A 15,722-nucleotide genomic window follows, 5' to 3' on the forward strand; every position below is an offset into this window, starting at 1 on the left:
GGGTGATGTGTTGGGTGCAGGAGGGCGGGCCGACCGGTTCAGGAGCGGGCCGACCGGTTATCGAGCGGACTTGATCGGGATCACAGCCACGGCTCCCATGATGCCGATAACGATCGCCACGGGAAAGAGCCCCTGATAGCCAGTGACAAGCACAATCGGCTACGGACAGATGCCGACCAGGACCGACCGTGCCTACTCCTCCGCCTGCACCGGAACGGCCAGCTCAAGGACCTCGGCACCGGGCAATTCGGCGAGCTCGGATCCCGGCACGAGCAGTTTCGACCCCCGGACACCCCCGCCGACCACGACGACGTCGGAATCCACCACCCGACGATCGATCAGGATTTTCCAGTCACCCGGCAGACCAACCGGAGTAATGCCGCCCGACGTCATCCCCGTTGCCTCTTCGGTGGATGCCTGATCCGCGAACGAGACCTTGCGAGCGTCAAGATGCTTCCGGACCGTCTTGTTGACGTCGGCCCGATCCGTTGCGAGAACGATCACGGCGGCATCGGTCACGGACTCACCCCGTTTACCGCGCACGATCACGCAGTTCGCGGAGGCCTCCGGGGCGACGTCGTACGCCTCGCAGAACTCGGCGGTATCCGCCAGAGTCTCGCTGATCGCGGCCACGCGGGCCCCGGGTACGGCCCCGGCGCGGGCGACGTCGGCCACCGGTTGCGCCACGAGCTCCAGGGCATCCAGGAGCGGAGTCCAGTTCAAAGTTCCTTCGGGAGTTGCCATGCGGCCAGTCTACGAAGCCGCCCGGTCGACATGGGGGGACGGGACGGGGCGGGGCGGCGTCGAGGTGGCGGTCTTGTGCAGAAACCGCGGCGAGGTGGCAATCCCGTGCAGTTTTCGACCCGAAAACGTCCCAAAACTGCCACCTCGCGGGAAGGAACCACACGAATCCGCCACCTCGCGGGCCGGCAGCGGAGAACACAGCGGCGAAGTGGCAACCACGTGCAGAATCCGCGCCGAAGTGGCAATCCCGTGCAGTTTTCGACCCGAAAACATCCCAAAACTGCCACCTCGCCGGAGCGAACGCACGAAACTGCTACCTCGCGGGCCGGCAGCCGGGAACACAGCGTCGAGGTGGCAATCCCGTGCAGGACCCGCGGCGAGGTGGCAATCCCGTGCAGTTTTCGACCCGAAAACATCCCAAAACTGCCACCTCGCCGAAACGAACGCACGAAACTGCCACCTCGCGGGCCGGCAGCGGAGAACACAGCGTCGAAGTGGCAACCACGTGCAGAATCCGCGCCGAAGTGGCAATCCCGTGCAGTTTTCGACCCGAAAACGTCCCAAAACTGCCACCTCGCCGAAACGAACGCACAAATCCGCCACCTCGCGGGCCGGCAGCCGGGAACACAGCGTCGAAGTGGCAACCACGTGCAGGACCCGCGGCGAGGTGGCAATCCCGTGCAGTTTTCGGCCCGAAAACGTCCCAAAACTGCCACCTCGCCGGAAGGAACGCACGAAACTGCCACCTCGCGGCAAGGAACCGCACGAATCCGCCACCTCGCGGCCAAAGAGCCGGAAGTCGCCGCCCGCCCCTCAACCTGTGCGCCATTCGAACGTCCATGCGCCATACGACCCACGGGCTGGGTACCGTGAGGGTGGTACGTCGTGGCCGGAAGGATCGGAGCGTTATGAGCCTGGTGGGCGAATCGTATGTAGTCGGACTGATCGGCAGCGGAATCACCGCGACGCTCAGTGCCCCGATGCACGAAGAGGCGGCGGATCGTCTGGGTCTTCGGTACATTTACCGTCCCATCGATCTGGACACCATCGCCGACGGCGTCGACCGCGCCCCGCAGCTCATGAAGACCGCCCTCGAACTGGGCTTCAACGCCTTCAACATTACGTTCCCCTGCAAGCAGTCCATCATTGCCCACCTGGACGAGCTCGCCCCCGATGCCGAGCGTCTCGGCGCGGTCAACACCGTGGTTCGGGAGGACGGGCGCCTCATCGGGCACAACACGGACTTCTCGGGATTCGCCCACGCGCTCGATCAGGGTCTGCCCGGAGCGACTCTCGACGACGTCGTCCAGCTCGGTACGGGCGGTGCCGGTTCGGCCACGGCCTATGCCCTGCTCTCCCGCGGCGTCGGCCACCTGTCCCTGTACGACCTCGACCGGTCCCGCGCCGAATCCAGGGCACGCGAGCTGTCGGCCCAGTTCCCCGCGGCGACCGTGGACGCCCTCACCCCAGAGACCCTTCCCGACGCCGTGAAGGCTGCGGACGGCCTGGTCAACGCGACACCCATCGGAATGCACCACCACCCCGGAGCACCGCTGGATCTTGACCTCTTGCGGCCCGATCTCTGGGTTGCCGACGTCATCTACCTCCCGCAGGAAACCGCGCTCATCCGGCGGGCGCGAGAGCTCGGTTGTCGGGTCCTTCCGGGCGGCTACATGGCCGTCGGGCAGGCCGTCGACGCCTTCGAACTCATCACCGGGATCCGGCCCGACGACGCATCCATGCGAACCCACTTCGAACGACTCATCGCCGCCCAACAAGGAGAATCGCTGTGAGAACGTCGATCGCCACCGTCTGCCTCTCCGGATCCCTGCGCCAGAAGATGCGCGCGGCCGCGGCCGCCGGGTTCGACGGGATCGAGGTCTTCGAGCAGGACCTCGTCGTCGCGCCCGAGACGCCGGAACACATTCGCGACTACGCCGCCGAGCTCGGGCTGACCCTCGACCTGTACCAACCGTTCCGGGATGCCGAAGGGACCGAGGAGCAGCTGTTCCAGGACACGCTCCGCCGCGTCGAGGAGAAATTCCGGCTCATGAATCGCCTGGGCATGGACCTCATGCTCATCCCCTCCAACGCCGGGACCGCCACCGTGGACGACGACGCCGTCGTCGCCTCCCAGCTGGCACGCATGGCGGATCTCGCCGCAGACTACGGGATCCGTCTCGCCTACGAGGCTCTGGCGTGGGGCAGGTTCGTCAACGACTTCGAGCACTCGTGGCGCCTGGTCGAGGCGGCCGACCGAGAGAACCTGGGCGTCTGCCTCGACACCTTCCACATCCTGTCGCGGCAGTGGTCGACCGAGACCGTTCCTGACATCCCAGGCGACAAGGTCTTCTTCGTCCAGCTCGCTGACGCCCCGCTGATGTCCCTGGACGTCCTCTCGTGGTCCCGCCACTTCCGGGTCTTCCCGGGCGAAGGCGGATTCGACCTCGTGGATTTCATGATCAAGCTCCTGGCCGGAGGGTATTCCGGCCCCCTCTCCCTCGAGATCTTCAACGACTCCTTCCGGCAAACGCGCGTTCACCGCACCGCGGTCGACGCCCTGCGGTCCCTGATCTGGCTCCAGGACCGGACGGCACGCACGCTCGAGGCGTCCACCGGGACCACCACGAACGTCAGCCGGGCCACCGCACGGATCGGCGAACTCACCAGGCTGCCGGGAGCCGTGGTTCCCCAGGGCATCACGTGGGCGGAGGTCCGCGGCCAGGAGACGGAACAGGTCGAGATGCTCCTGTCCCACCTGGGCTTCAACCACCGTGGACGACACACGAGCAAACCGGTTCAGCTCTGGGAGCATGGGGACGCCCGCGTGGTCATCAACGAGGAACCACGCGCGCAGGATGCACCGAGCATGGCCTCCCTGGGATTCGAGGTCCAGCACGACGCCGCCGCGGCCGCACACGCCTCGGCCCTGATGGTCCCCGAAGTCCCCCGCGTGACCCGAGAAGGAGAACAGCCGTTCCCCGCCTACCTCGCACCGGACGGAACCGAGATCTTCTTCTGCCCTCCCCAGTCGGCCGGGGGCGACCGGTGGCTCACGGAATTCTCCTGGCCGGATCACCTCGACGTCGCCGCGCGGCGTCGGCCGGACCCAGAAACGGATCACGACCTGCCCCTCATCACGGGGATTGACCACGTGAATCTGGCCCAGCCCAAGCACCACTATCCCGAGTCCGTGCTGTTCTACCGTGCGGCCCTGGGGCTCACGGTCCAGCCGTCCCAGGACGTCCCCGGGCCGACCGGCCTGGTCAGCTCGCAGGTCGTGCGTAACGAATCCGGCAGCGTCCGGCTCCCGTTGAACGTGGCCCCGGACCTGGGCAGTGAGCCCGAGGTCGAGCACATCGCGTTCGCATGCACCGACGTCGTTCGTCTGGCCCGGAGGGCCCAGGCTTCCGGACTGCGGTTCCTCCCGATCCCGCACAACTACTACGAGGACCTGCGGGCACGGTTCGATCTGCCCGATGCCAAGATCGAGGAGCTCTCCTCGCTGAACCTCCTGTACGACCGGGACGATCGTGGAGAATTCCTGCACTTCTACACGCAGACCGTGGGAAGCCTGTTCTTCGAGGTCGTGCAGCGATTGGACGGGTACGGCGGCTACGGCGCCCCCAACGCTCCGGTCCGCATGGCCAGCCAGTACACCCACTCGCTCCTGTCCCGCTGAGGGGTCGCACTCCCTGCCACGGGACGGGGCGTGCGGGGATGGAGCGAGCGGCGATGAAGCGTGCCGCGATGAAGCGTGCGGGGCCTAGTCGATGACGGTGGTCTTCGCCGACCCGCTCGCGTTCGAGCTCTCCGGATCGATGCCTCCCTTGCGCTCGAGCCGGACGACCTCGAGCGCCTCGGTCCGCGACATGTGGAGGTTGTCGATGTTCTCGAGCGGGCGCTTGGCTGTTTCCTTGGCCGTGAGAGCGACGACGGCCACACACACGCACACGAGCATCACGAACAGCGCGGGCATGACCCAGTTGTCCATGCCGCTGCCGTTGAGGGCCGCCGCAATGACCGGGACGAACCCGCCGGATATGGCGAAGCCCACCTGGGTTCCCAGTGCGAGACCGGTCGAGCGCACCGGCGTCGGGAACATTTCGGCGTAGAACGAGGGCCACGTCGCGTTGGAGAAGGAGTAGAAGCCGCCGTGGACCAGGGCCCCGAACACGAAGATCAAGGGGATGTTTGCCTCGGACACGGCCGCGAGGAACGGGAACATCATGCCCCCGGAGAGCAGGGCTCCGAGCGCGAAGACCGGTTTGCGACCGACCCGGTCCGAGACCATGGCCGACAGCGGGATCACCAGCAGCCCGACCGAGTTGGAGACCACGGGCACCCAGAGCATGGTCGAGCGCTCGATGCCGACGCCGTTGGTCGCGTAAGAGACGGCCCAGACCGTGAACGCGACGTTGACGGTATTGACCAGGGAGCACACCCCGACCCGGATGATCGCGGCCTTGTGGTAGCGGAAGGTGATGGCCAACGGCGTCGACTCGTCCAGCACCGATTGTTCCTGGTCCTGCTTCTCGAAGGCCGGGGGCTCCTCGAGCTTGCGACGGATCAGGTATGCCGCGAGAACCACCAGGGCGGAGAACCAGAAAGGAACTCGCCACCCCCAGGCGAAGAGCTGGTCCTCGCTCAGGAAGGCGGTGAAGGGGATGAATACTGCCGTGGCCAACAGGGAGCCCGCCTGGGTGCCATGCAGGGACCAACTGGTGATCAGGCCGCGACTGCGATCCTCGGAGTGTTCGAGCGACATCGAGATCGCCGATGCCTGCTCGCCCGCGGCCGACATGCCCTGGATCACGCGACACAGGACCAGCAGAATCGGCGCCAGGATGCCGGCGGACCCGTAGGTGGGAAGACATCCGATGGCGAACGTCGCACCACCGATGAGGAACAGGGTCATCATCAGCACGAATTTGCGGCCGAGCCGGTCCGAGAGCGGGCCCATGATCAGGGCACCGAACGGGCGGACCACGTAGGCGACGCCTGCGACTCCCATGGATTGCAGAACCGCGGCCGCGGCATTGCCCTCCGGGAAGAAGATGTGGTTGAGCACGACGGCCGCCGCCGTCGCGTACACCGCAAAGTCATAGTATTCGAGGGCCGAACCGATCCAGCCGGCGAGAGCCGCGCGTCTGGGGGATTTGGCCGGCAGGACAGCCGTTTCTTCGTCGCCGTGAGTGGACATGAGCCTACCTTTGCACCTTTGCAACCAATTGATGTTCTTCGCGGGATCACTACTCCAGAATTCTCAGCGAAGACGTGTGCACCGCCCCACTCTGGGTCCGTGCATGAACTCGAAACAGCTTAGGCGTGTCCCAGCACACAGGTCGAACGCGTGTTCACGATACGAACACGCCCGAGGTGGCAGTCTCGTGCGGCCTCGCCCCTCCCGGCCGGCTCGAGGTGGCAGTCTCGTGCAGTCCCGCCCCCCTCCGGCTCGAAGTGGCAGTCTCGTGCGTCCCCGCCCGCGAGGTGGCAGTCTCGTGCAGTCCCGACCCGCGAAGTGGCAGTCTCGTGCGTCCCCGCCCGCGAGGTGGCAGTTTTGGGACGAATTTGGCCCAAAAACCGCACGGAATTGCCACCTCGACAGAAAAGTTGCACGAGACTGCCACCTCGGCGCCAGAACCACACGAAACTGCCACCTCGGCCGGGAAATTGCTCAGGATTGCCGCCCCCCCTCCCCCGGGAACCGCCGTCAGGACTGCGCCGGGGCCTCCTCGGAACCGGCCTCGTCGTCGTACTCCGCCTGCTCCTGGGCGAGTTCGGATTCGGTCGAGGACGCCAACCTGGTGGAACGGAAGGCCTTGTAACTGGCCCAGATCACGGCGGAGAGCGGAACGGCCAGAAGCGCACCGGCCACACCGCCCTGATTCGCTCCGACGGCGAGCGCGGCGATGATCACGATCCCATGGAGGCTCAGCGCGGACCCCATGACCTTGGGCTGCAGGATATGGTGCTCGACCTGGTTCACCACGACCACGACGGCGACGAGAACGACAGCTGCCATCGGGCCGGCGGCCACGAGGGCGATCAGGGCGGCGCAGATCCCGCTGACCAAGGCGCCGACGATCGGGATGAACGCGCTGAGGAAGATCATGGCCGCGAGCGGGAACGCGAGGGGAACCCGCATCACGAGCATCGCGATGAGGTCCACGACGGCGGCGAAGGCCGCGATGATCACGGTTCCCCGGATGTATTTGCCCAACACATGGACGCTGGCCAGGCCGGCGTCGTTGATCCTGGAAGTAAGTCGCTCCGGCACGAAACCGAGGATGAAACGCCACATGCGGGGACCGTCCAGGAGGAAGAAGAACAGCATGACGATCATCAGCAGGGCCCCGGCCACCAGCTCGGTCACCATGGACACTCCTTCGACCGCGCTCGTTCCGGCGCCGCTGGTCTGCAGGTACTGGCTCCCCTTGTTGAGGTATTCCTGGAGGTGGGTCTCGTCCAGGGGCACTCCCCAGTCGCTCAGGATCGTGATGAGCTTGTTGATGCCCTGTTGCGTCTGGACGGCAAGGTCGGACCACTCGTAGATCACGGTCATGACCACCGAGGAGATCACGGCCACGAGCACCAGGATGATTCCCAGAAGGGCCGTGATGGCGGCCCAGATCCTGTTGAAGTGGGCGCGATGCAGCATCCGGATGATCGGGTGCATCGCCGAGGCGATGATGAGGGCCAGAAGCAGGGGGAGGGTCACGAGCTTCAGTGCCACCACGAGGTACCCCAGGAGCGCCACGGCCCCGGCGATCAGCAGGATCTGCAGTGCACGGATCGATGCCCGGCCGAACGAGTCCTTCCAGAGTTGCTTGGGTGCCGGCGGGGCGGGGTCGGCTCCACGAGCTTGCCCCCGCCGCGTCTGCTGCTCGCGCGAAGACGCGTGAGCACCGTCTGAAGTCGCCATAAGCTTCTCTCCCAATCCCTCGGTCCGAGATGGATGCCATGACCAGTCATGGCTCACCACATCCTACGAGGGCGGAGCACGGTGTGGGGAGATGCCGAGGGAATGCTCGGCGAACTTCCGGGAAGTCCCCGCGTTCCTACCGTCGGTACGAGGCGCCTCGGTGGTCGTCCGGCAGCTGGGGGCCTCGACCGCTGATCCGTTCGCGCAGCGTCCTCCCCTGCGGCTCGTCGAGCAGCCCCCTGCGCCTCAGTTCGGGCGAGACCAGGCGGGCGAATCGTTCGAGGTCGGCCGGGCGCACGGCCGCCGACAGGTTGAAACCGTCGACGTCGGCCTCCTCGACCCAGCGCTCGAGCTCGTCCGCGACGGTCTCCGGCGACCCCACGATCACGGGACCACGACCTCCGATCGCGACGAACTCCGCCAGGTCGCGCACGGTCCACGTCTTGTCCGGGGACAGCGTCGTGAAGCTCGCGAGCGCGGACTGGTTCGCGTTCGTGGTCACGTGCTCGATCTCGTCGTCGGGGTCCGCGCCGGAGAGGTCGACGCCCGTCCACCCGCCGAAGAGGGCCAAGGTGGCCTCCGTGTCCACGAGCTTCTTGTATTCCTCGAGCCGTGCCTCGGCCTCCTGGTCCGTTTCGGCCACGACGACGGTTGCCAGGCTGAAGATCTTAACGGAGTCACGGGGCCTGCCCTGTGCTTCCAGTTGGTCCCGGACCGACTGGGTCCAGGTGCGGACGAGTTCAGGCGTGCCGCCCGAGAAGAAGATCGCTTCGGCATGATCCAGGGCGAACTGCTGGCCGCGTTTGGATGCGCCGGCCTGGAACAGGAACGGCGTCCCCTGGGGGCCGGGGTGAGCAAGCGCAACTCCCGGCACGGAGAAGTACCGGCCCTCGTGTTCGATGGGGTGCACCCGGTCCGGGTCGACGACGACGTTGGCCTCGGCGTCGTTCTGTACGGCCCCTGATTCGAAGGATCCCTCGAACAGCTTGTACATGACCTCCATGTACTCGTCGGCGCGGTCGTACCGCTGGTCGTGCGGGATCTGCCCGGCCATGCCCAAGTTCTTGGCCGCCGAGTCCTGGTAGCTCGTCACGATGTTCCAGGCGACGCGGCCGTCGGTGAAGTGGTCCAGGGTGCTCAGCGTCCGTGCCAGGAGGTAGGGCTGTTCGTAACTGACCGAGGCCGTGACCCCGAAGCCGAGGTTCTCGGTCCCCTGGGCCATAGCGGTCACGACGACCAGAGGGTCCAGGAGCGGGTACTGGACGCCACCGCGGGCCGCGGCGTCGCCGTCTCCCCCGTAGACGTCATAGATCCCGGGGATGTCCGCGAGGAAGAGGGAGGCGAATCCGCCGTCCTCGAGCGTCTTGGCCAGGTCGGTCCAGTAGTTCAACGTGTCGAATTCCTGGATCCGTGACTCCGGGTGCCGCCACAGACCCGGGGTCTGGTGGACGGGCACGAGCATGTCGAACGCGTTGATGAGAAGGGGACGGGTCATCGGTTCTCCTTGACGGCAGCCCTCACCGGATCCGCGGCCAACAGCGCCGCAAGGATGGAAAGAACCACGAGTACGGTCAGGTAAGTGGTGATCAGCCAGGGGGTCTCGCCGCCCCAGGCATAGAGCAAGGTCGCGGTGAACGGCATGAGGCCGCCACCGATGAGGGTTCCGAGCTGGTAGCCCATGCTCACCCCGGAGTACCGGACTTCCACGGGGAACTGCTCGGCGAACCACGCGGCCTGTGGCCCGTAGACCGAGTCGTGGGCGAAGACGAGACCCACGATGATGATGAGCGGGAGGGTAGAGAAGCTTCCGGCGTCGGCGGCAAGGAAAATGGCCCAGCCGAAGACGCCGATCGCAGCGTACCCGGCGAGGGACACGGGCCGTCGACCGACCCGGTCCGAGACCCACCCCCAGAAGGGTCCGGACACCAGCCCAATGGCCGAGGCAATCATGACGGCGGTGAGCACCGGCCCGGACCCGCCCTGCGTGTCCTTGAGGTAGGTCAGCAGATACACCGTGACCAGATAGTAGATCCCGTTCTGCGCGACGCGGAGGAAGGTGGTCACGGCCAGCGCCCGAGGGTACTTCTTGACCATGGTCCACACCGGCGCCCGTTCGGTCTGCCCTGCGCCCTTGATCTCGGTGAATTCACGAGCATCCGTGACGCCGAGACGAATCCACAGGGCCACCAGCACGAACACTCCGGAGGCGAGGAAGGGGAGCCGCCACCCGAAGGAAGCGAATTGCTCGTCCGTGAAGACGCCTTGGACGATCGCGTAGAGCCCGGTCGCCAGGAGCATTCCCCCGGCGGAGCCGATCTGTGTGAATGAACCGAAGAATCCACGGAGTCCGGTCGGCGCATGCTCGACGCTCAGCAGCGCGGACCCTCCCCATTCCGCGCCCGCGGACAGACCCTGGAGAATGCGCAAGGCCACCAGAGCGATCGGGGCCCAGATGCCGATGGCGTCAAAGTTCGGGAGCACGCCGATGAGGAACGACGAGACCCCCATGGTCAGCAACGAAACGACCAGCAGGGCCTTCCGCCCGACCCGGTCCCCGATGTGTCCCGCGAGGATTCCGCCGATGGGGCGCGCGAGAACCCCGACGGCGAGGGTCGCGAACGAGGCGAGCAGGCTGATCAACGGGGTCGACCCGTGGAAGTACTGGTTGTTGAAGATGATCGCGGCGGCGATCCCGTAGAGGTAGAAGTCGTACCACTCCAGGGTCGTACCGGCGAAGGCGCTGCCCAGGACCCGGACGGGACGGGACCGGTTCACGGTCTTCTGGGGACCGGGGGCGGCGTCGAGGGTCTGTTGGGTCATGCCGTTGCGCCCTTCCTCGACGTCGCGTCGCCGATCGCGTTGAGCCCTTCGGGCAGGGTCCCGTTGATCCAGTAGTCGCCCACGGCGCGTGCGCGGAAGGCGATGGGATTGTGCGTGGCGACCGTCTGAGCATTTCGCCAATGACGGTCCAGGCCCTTCGACCGCGACGTGGCCGAGGCCCCACCCGTGAGGAAGAGCTCCTGGGCGGCGCCGAGGGCGGCCTCCGGCACGCTCACCTGCGCATGCTCGACCGCAACCTCGGAGAAGGAGAGCGCCTCCGGGACCCGGGCCGCGAAGTCCGGGTCGTCCAGGAATTCGGACGACGCCGCCCCGGCCGCCTCTGCCGCAGCGATACCGTCATCGAGAATCCTCGCCGTGTGGGTCACGACTGCTTCGGCGGTGTAGGCCTTGGCCGCGATTCTCCCGGTCGCCTCCTGGATCAGGGGATCCTCGCGGAAAGGCAGCCCCGACCCCGTGTTGAAGGTGCGCGCCCTCCGGGCGACTGCCCCTGCGGCGTCGTCGCGGGCCGCGCGAGCGATACCGGCCATGACCGCCAGAAGCACGAGCTGGAAGAAGGCCGCCTCGTGGATGGCCTCGGGGGATCCGGTGACCCTGTCCAGGACCCCGTGCTCTTCGACGGGGACGTTCTCGAACGTCGTCGTGCCCGTGCCGGTCAGGCGCTGCCCGAAGCCGTCCCAATCGTCGGCGATACTCACCCCGGGGGCGTCCGTCCGTACGACGGCGAAGCGGCGACCCTCACCTTCCTCGAGCGACGCCGAGACGCGGGTGCAATCCGAGAAGATCGTCCCGGTGGTGTAATACTTCTCGCCGCGCACCCGCCAGCCTTCCGGCGTGTGCACGAGTCGGGTGTTCAGGGTGCCCAGAGAGTTGCCACCGATCTCCGTCGAGGCGTTGCCCACCGTCTCACCCGCCAGGACACGCGGGTACCAGGCGGCCTGGATCTCCGGAGGCTGGAACCTCAGCGACTCGACGAACCCGTAATGCGACCTGTAGACGTGCGCGACGTTGGCATCCGCAGCGGCGAGGTCGATCAGGAGACGGGTGAAGGTTTCGATACTGGCACCGGGACCACCGTGCTTCGCGGGGACTCTGAGCGTGCTGAATCCAGCGGCCTCGAGCCGCCGGAATTCCTCGTACGGGAGACGCCGCTCGACGTCGCGTTCCAACGACCCCTGCGCAATGCTCTCGAAGAGCGGGGCGAAATGTTGCGCCAAGGAGGGGTAATCGCTGGGCAGGCTCGGTATGTCCGTCATGGGGCCTCGTTTCTCTGGGGACGAACCATTTAGGTCGAGGCTAGGAGAAACAGCCGTCATCAAGACAGGCTGTGTCCCGCCGTTGCGGGCATGACGCCGCATGTCGCGTCCGTTTCGTCTCGCGGCGAATTGTTACCGGGGTGGGTCGGGGGTTGGGGGTCGGATCGACGCCGCCGAGGTGGCAGTTTCGTGCGGCCCCGGCCCGCGAAGTGGCAGCCCTGAGCGGTTCCACCCGCGAAATGGCAATTTTGGGACGAAATCGGGCCGAAAACCGCACCAGATTGCCACCTCGGCACAGATTCCGCACCAGATTGCCACCTCGGCCCTGGCCCCCTCGGTCTCAGCCCGCGAAGTGGCAACCCTGTGCAGCTCCGCCCGCGAAGTGGCAATTTTGGGACGAAATCGGACCGAAAACCGCACGAGATTGCCACCTCGGCACAGATTCCGCACGAGATTGCCACCTCGGCGTCAAAACCGCACAGGATTGCCACCTCGACCGGGGAACGGCACAAAACTGCCACCTCGTGCCCCGCCCGGCTTCGTGTTCGGCAAGTCCGACGCCGCCGGCTCGAACCCGGCCTCGCACCCAACCTCGGGCGCACCCAACCTCGGGCGCGCCGGACCTCGGGCGCACCGGCCAAGCTCGCACCCCAACGACCCCCTCCCCCAGTCGGCGATTGTCGGGCGACCGCGCATACTGGAGGCATGGAACACAGCAATTGTCCGCAGCCGCTCCTGAACCACAACACTCTGGTGATGCAACAGGTCACCGGCTTCATGTCCAATGATTTCCAGATCCTCGATGATTCCGGTGCGGCCGTCGGCAACGTCGCCACGACCAACGACGCCGGCCCGCGGTGGCTCATCGGGAGTCGCTCCTTCGCCGTGACGGAAGCGGACGGCCGATTCCTCATGGGGGTCACCGACCCCATGGACTTCATGCGCGACACCTACGAGCTCTCGGACCCGTACGGCAATCAGTTTGCGCTGATCAAGAAGCGGTTTTCCATGATCGGGCTGAGAGTCGAGATCCAGATCGGCGGTGGGTCCACCATCTTGCTCAGGGGCAAGCCCTTCGGCATGGAGTTCGTTGCCGAGGTCGGCGACGTCGAAATCGCCCGGGCTACCCGCAGATGGGCCGGCCTCGGCCGAGGAATGCTGGGACACAGCCGCTACGCGTTGGACATCCGGCCGGACGTCACCCCGCTGGACCGCATGGGCCTGATCGGCGGCATGATCGCGCTTGACCTCATACGCCACAAGGCATCGCAGAACAGTTGAGTCCGCACAGACCCCGCCGGTCGGACGGGTAAGGCCCCATTGCCCGGGCACTCTCTGGTCCGGGAGACATCTCGCCCGGGCAGCCCATCACCCGGGCAGCCCCTGGTCCGGAAGACATCCGCCCAGGCAGCCCATCACCCGGTCAGCCTCTTACTCGGGCAACCTCCTACTCGGGCAACTTCACAACCTGGCCCGCGAAGGTGAATCCCCCGCCGAACCCGAGCAACAGTGCGGTGCCGCCCCGGGGCAGGTCCCCGCGGTGCCAGTACTTGGACAGGCCGAGGGGAACGCTCGCGGCCGAGGTGTTCCCGGATTCGATGACGTCCTTGATGACGATCTGCTCGTCGGTGGCCTTGAGCGCCTTGGCGAGGGGCTCGACCAGGCGGAGATTCGCCTGGTGGAAGGCGAAGACATCGATGTCGCCCAGGCCGAGCCCGGCGGCGTCGAGCACCTTGTGCGCCTGTTTGGACGCATCGGTGAATGCCCAACGCATCACCTGCCGACCGTCCTGGGAGAAATATTCGGGGTCGCCGTCGATCACTACGGCGTCGGCCATCGAGGGGACGGAACCCCACACGGTCTGGCTGACGAGCGGTTCCTCGGATTTCTGCAGGACCACGGCCCCGGCTCCGTCGGCGGTGAGGATGCAGGTTCGACGATCGGTCCAATCGGTCACGGTGCTCAGCGTCTCGGACCCGATGACGACGGCCGACTCGGCACTCCCGGCGCGGATGGCCTGGTCGGCGATGCCCACGGCATACTCGAATCCCGAGCACGCGGTGTTGACGTCCATGATGGCCGGGGACGTGAAGCCGAGGCGCTGGCTCACGCGGCCGGCGGTGTTGGGGCTGCGGTCGGTCGACGTCGTGCTCGCGACGACGACCAGGTCCACGTCCTCGATACCGGCATCCTCAAGCGCCATACGTGCGGCGGCCACCGCCAGGTCGGCCACGGTCTCGTCCTCGACGACGCGCCGCTCGACGATCCCGGTACGTTCCTGAATCCACTCGTCGCTCGTGTCGACCATCTTGGCGATGTCGAAATTGGTCAGGACCTTCTCGGGCTGGTAGTGACCGAGGCCGGTGATCTTGGAGCCGTGCTGGGCTGAACTGGATGCAATGGACATAGTCAGAATCCTACTGCTTCCACGCTCCCGGCACGGCTCCGCGACCGACCGATCACTTCATCTTTTCGGAGACCCGCTCGATCAGCCCTTCGACGTTGCGTCGGGTCCGCTCGGCTCGTTCCTCCGGCGTCAGCGTCTCCTCCATCTGCCGCACACCCTCTGGTTTCTTCTTTCCCCAGGTGTAGTCGGAACACTTCAGATCGGAGCAGATGTAGGTTCCGATGCTGTTGTAGTGCTCCTTGGTGCTCTTGGATCGCTGGATGGAAAACATCGAGACGCCGCTGCCCGGATGGAGCGTCATGCAGAGCTGGCACATCTGCGCCCCTCCGCGCGTCTTCTGGTCGTTCTTCTGAAGGACGAGGCCTCCGAGCCCGTTCTCGGTCTCCGCGACGACATAGGCATTCTGCGGTGCCTTCGGGTCGATCCATCCGAGGAATATTTCGGAATCCCAGTCGGTCTCGGCAAGACCCTTGGGAACGTTCAGCCGCTGGGCCGCCCCCTTGGAACAGTTGATGAAACTCTTGCGGATCTCTTTCTCGCTGTGCTGCTGCATGGTCAGTACCTCGTTGGTCTGATGGCGCGGGGACACCACGGTCGGGGTCCCGCGCGGGATTGGATAGGTGCATCCTGCCTGGATGGAAGCCCAGGGCGACGCCGTTCCGTGACTCGTGGTCGGACGGCGCGGCCGCGGCTGGGCGTAGCGGGGAGTGTTCTGGCGACGGCCTGGCGACGGTCCGGCATCGAGGGACGCTGCTACGTCGTCGTCACGGCATAGCTGCGGCGGGGCGACGACGTCGGGCGTGTCCGGCCGGGTGCCGAGGTCTGTGGAAGCAAAAGGCTCCCGTCGACTGGCCGACGCGGCGGGCCCGGGCGACGCGCGTTCGATGTCGGTTTCCGCGCTACGTCCGCTCGCTGGAAGCGGCGGACTCTCATCGGGCAGGTTCGATCGCGGGTTGCGCTGCTCGTGGGAGCGCAACCCGTCGGAGCGAGGCTATCTGGTGCCGACAGTCAACCCGCCGGCAACCTCCTGACGCCACAAGGCATCGATACCTGACCTGGTCATAGTGCCATTGTCGCATTCCTAGTCAAGGCGGGCGCTCACGGGGTCCAGGCGGGCGCGTCCCGGGTCCAGGCGGGCGCTTCCCGAGTCAAGGCCGGTGCTCACGGGGTCCAGGCCGGCGCTTCCCGAGTCAAGGCGCCCTCGATTCGCGCCAAGGCCCACGTGCGAGGGGGTTACCCGATCGGGAGGCGTCAGCCCCTGTTAGGTGGAGGTTCAACCGCCTCCAAACAAGGGTCAGCGCCACTCTTTCGGGTAACCCCCACGCAGCCGCCCGAGAATGACCGCTCGAACGACGTCGATCCGTTGGGTAAGTGCCACCCCATCGGGAAACCGCCACACAACTGCCGCAAATCCGCTGCGCGGGGCCGCGGACTCGCCGGGCGAACGACGCCGAGTCGTCGGGAAACCGCCTCTCCATCGGGCAACCGCCACTCAACCGGCCCACTTCGGCCGGAAGCCCCACCGAACGGGACTCCTCCACCAGCCACCCGG

At 66.3% G+C, this 15,722-nt stretch carries 11 protein-coding genes; 3 read left to right on the forward strand and 8 right to left on the reverse strand.

Annotated features, from left to right (window positions below; translation table 11 throughout):
- Window positions 1-192: 192 nt before the first annotated feature.
- A complete protein-coding gene (locus EWU68_RS12475) occupies window positions 193-744 on the reverse strand; it encodes a YbaK/EbsC family protein (protein ID WP_129316467.1) in 552 nt (183 codons plus the stop codon).
- 908 nt (window positions 745-1,652) lie between these two features.
- Here EWU68_RS12475 and EWU68_RS12480 point away from each other — a divergent pair.
- Both EWU68_RS12480 and EWU68_RS12485 read left to right on the forward strand, forming a co-directional pair.
- Window positions 1,653-2,537 carry a shikimate dehydrogenase gene (locus EWU68_RS12480; protein WP_129316468.1) on the forward strand — a complete coding sequence of 295 codons (885 nt, stop codon included), beginning with the start codon at window positions 1,653-1,655 and terminating at the stop codon, window positions 2,535-2,537.
- Window positions 2,534-4,426: a bifunctional sugar phosphate isomerase/epimerase/4-hydroxyphenylpyruvate dioxygenase family protein gene (locus tag EWU68_RS12485; RefSeq protein WP_129316469.1), complete on the forward strand. Its 1,893-nt coding sequence runs from the start codon at window positions 2,534-2,536 to the stop codon at window positions 4,424-4,426. The genes EWU68_RS12480 and EWU68_RS12485 overlap by 4 nt, the downstream gene beginning before the upstream one ends.
- Before the next feature lie 84 nt (window positions 4,427-4,510).
- Here EWU68_RS12485 and EWU68_RS12490 read toward each other — a convergent pair whose 3' ends face one another.
- From EWU68_RS12490 to EWU68_RS12510, 5 genes are all read right to left on the reverse strand, one after another.
- Window positions 4,511-5,947 carry an MFS transporter gene (locus EWU68_RS12490; RefSeq protein ID WP_129316470.1) on the reverse strand — a complete coding sequence of 479 codons (1,437 nt, stop codon included), beginning with the start codon at window positions 5,945-5,947 and terminating at the stop codon, window positions 4,511-4,513.
- Between the two features lie 510 nt (window positions 5,948-6,457).
- Window positions 6,458-7,669, reverse strand: a complete 1,212-nt coding sequence (locus EWU68_RS12495; protein ID WP_129316471.1) for an AI-2E family transporter — start codon at window positions 7,667-7,669, stop codon at window positions 6,458-6,460.
- 136 nt (window positions 7,670-7,805) lie between these two features.
- Complete coding sequence (locus EWU68_RS12500) at window positions 7,806-9,164, reverse strand: LLM class flavin-dependent oxidoreductase (protein ID WP_129316472.1); 1,359 nt, start codon at window positions 9,162-9,164, stop codon at window positions 7,806-7,808.
- The gene (locus EWU68_RS12505; RefSeq protein ID WP_129316473.1) at window positions 9,161-10,489 is read right to left on the reverse strand and encodes an MFS transporter; all 1,329 of its coding nucleotides are present in this window, start codon (window positions 10,487-10,489) and stop codon (window positions 9,161-9,163) included. Before EWU68_RS12505 ends, EWU68_RS12500 begins: the two co-directional genes overlap by 4 nt.
- Window positions 10,486-11,763, reverse strand: coding sequence for an acyl-CoA dehydrogenase family protein (locus EWU68_RS12510; protein WP_238692460.1), 1,278 nt, complete (start codon window positions 11,761-11,763; stop codon window positions 10,486-10,488). Before EWU68_RS12510 ends, EWU68_RS12505 begins: the two co-directional genes overlap by 4 nt.
- A gap of 705 nt (window positions 11,764-12,468) precedes the next feature.
- Here EWU68_RS12510 and EWU68_RS12515 point away from each other — a divergent pair.
- A complete protein-coding gene (locus EWU68_RS12515; protein WP_129316475.1) occupies window positions 12,469-13,044 on the forward strand; it encodes an LURP-one-related/scramblase family protein in 576 nt (191 codons plus the stop codon).
- A 166-nt stretch (window positions 13,045-13,210) separates the two neighbouring features.
- Here the strand turns inward: EWU68_RS12515 and EWU68_RS12520 are convergent, their stop codons facing one another.
- Complete coding sequence (locus tag EWU68_RS12520) at window positions 13,211-14,170, reverse strand: beta-ketoacyl-ACP synthase 3 (protein ID WP_129316476.1); 960 nt, start codon at window positions 14,168-14,170, stop codon at window positions 13,211-13,213.
- 52 nt (window positions 14,171-14,222) lie between these two features.
- The gene (locus tag EWU68_RS12525; RefSeq protein WP_129316477.1) at window positions 14,223-14,723 is read right to left on the reverse strand and encodes an FBP domain-containing protein; all 501 of its coding nucleotides are present in this window, start codon (window positions 14,721-14,723) and stop codon (window positions 14,223-14,225) included.
- Window positions 14,724-15,722 lie beyond the last annotated feature (999 nt).

The sequence above is a fragment of the Rothia koreensis genome (genome assembly GCF_004136575.1).
GTDB lineage: Bacteria > Actinomycetota > Actinomycetes > Actinomycetales > Micrococcaceae > Rothia > Rothia koreensis.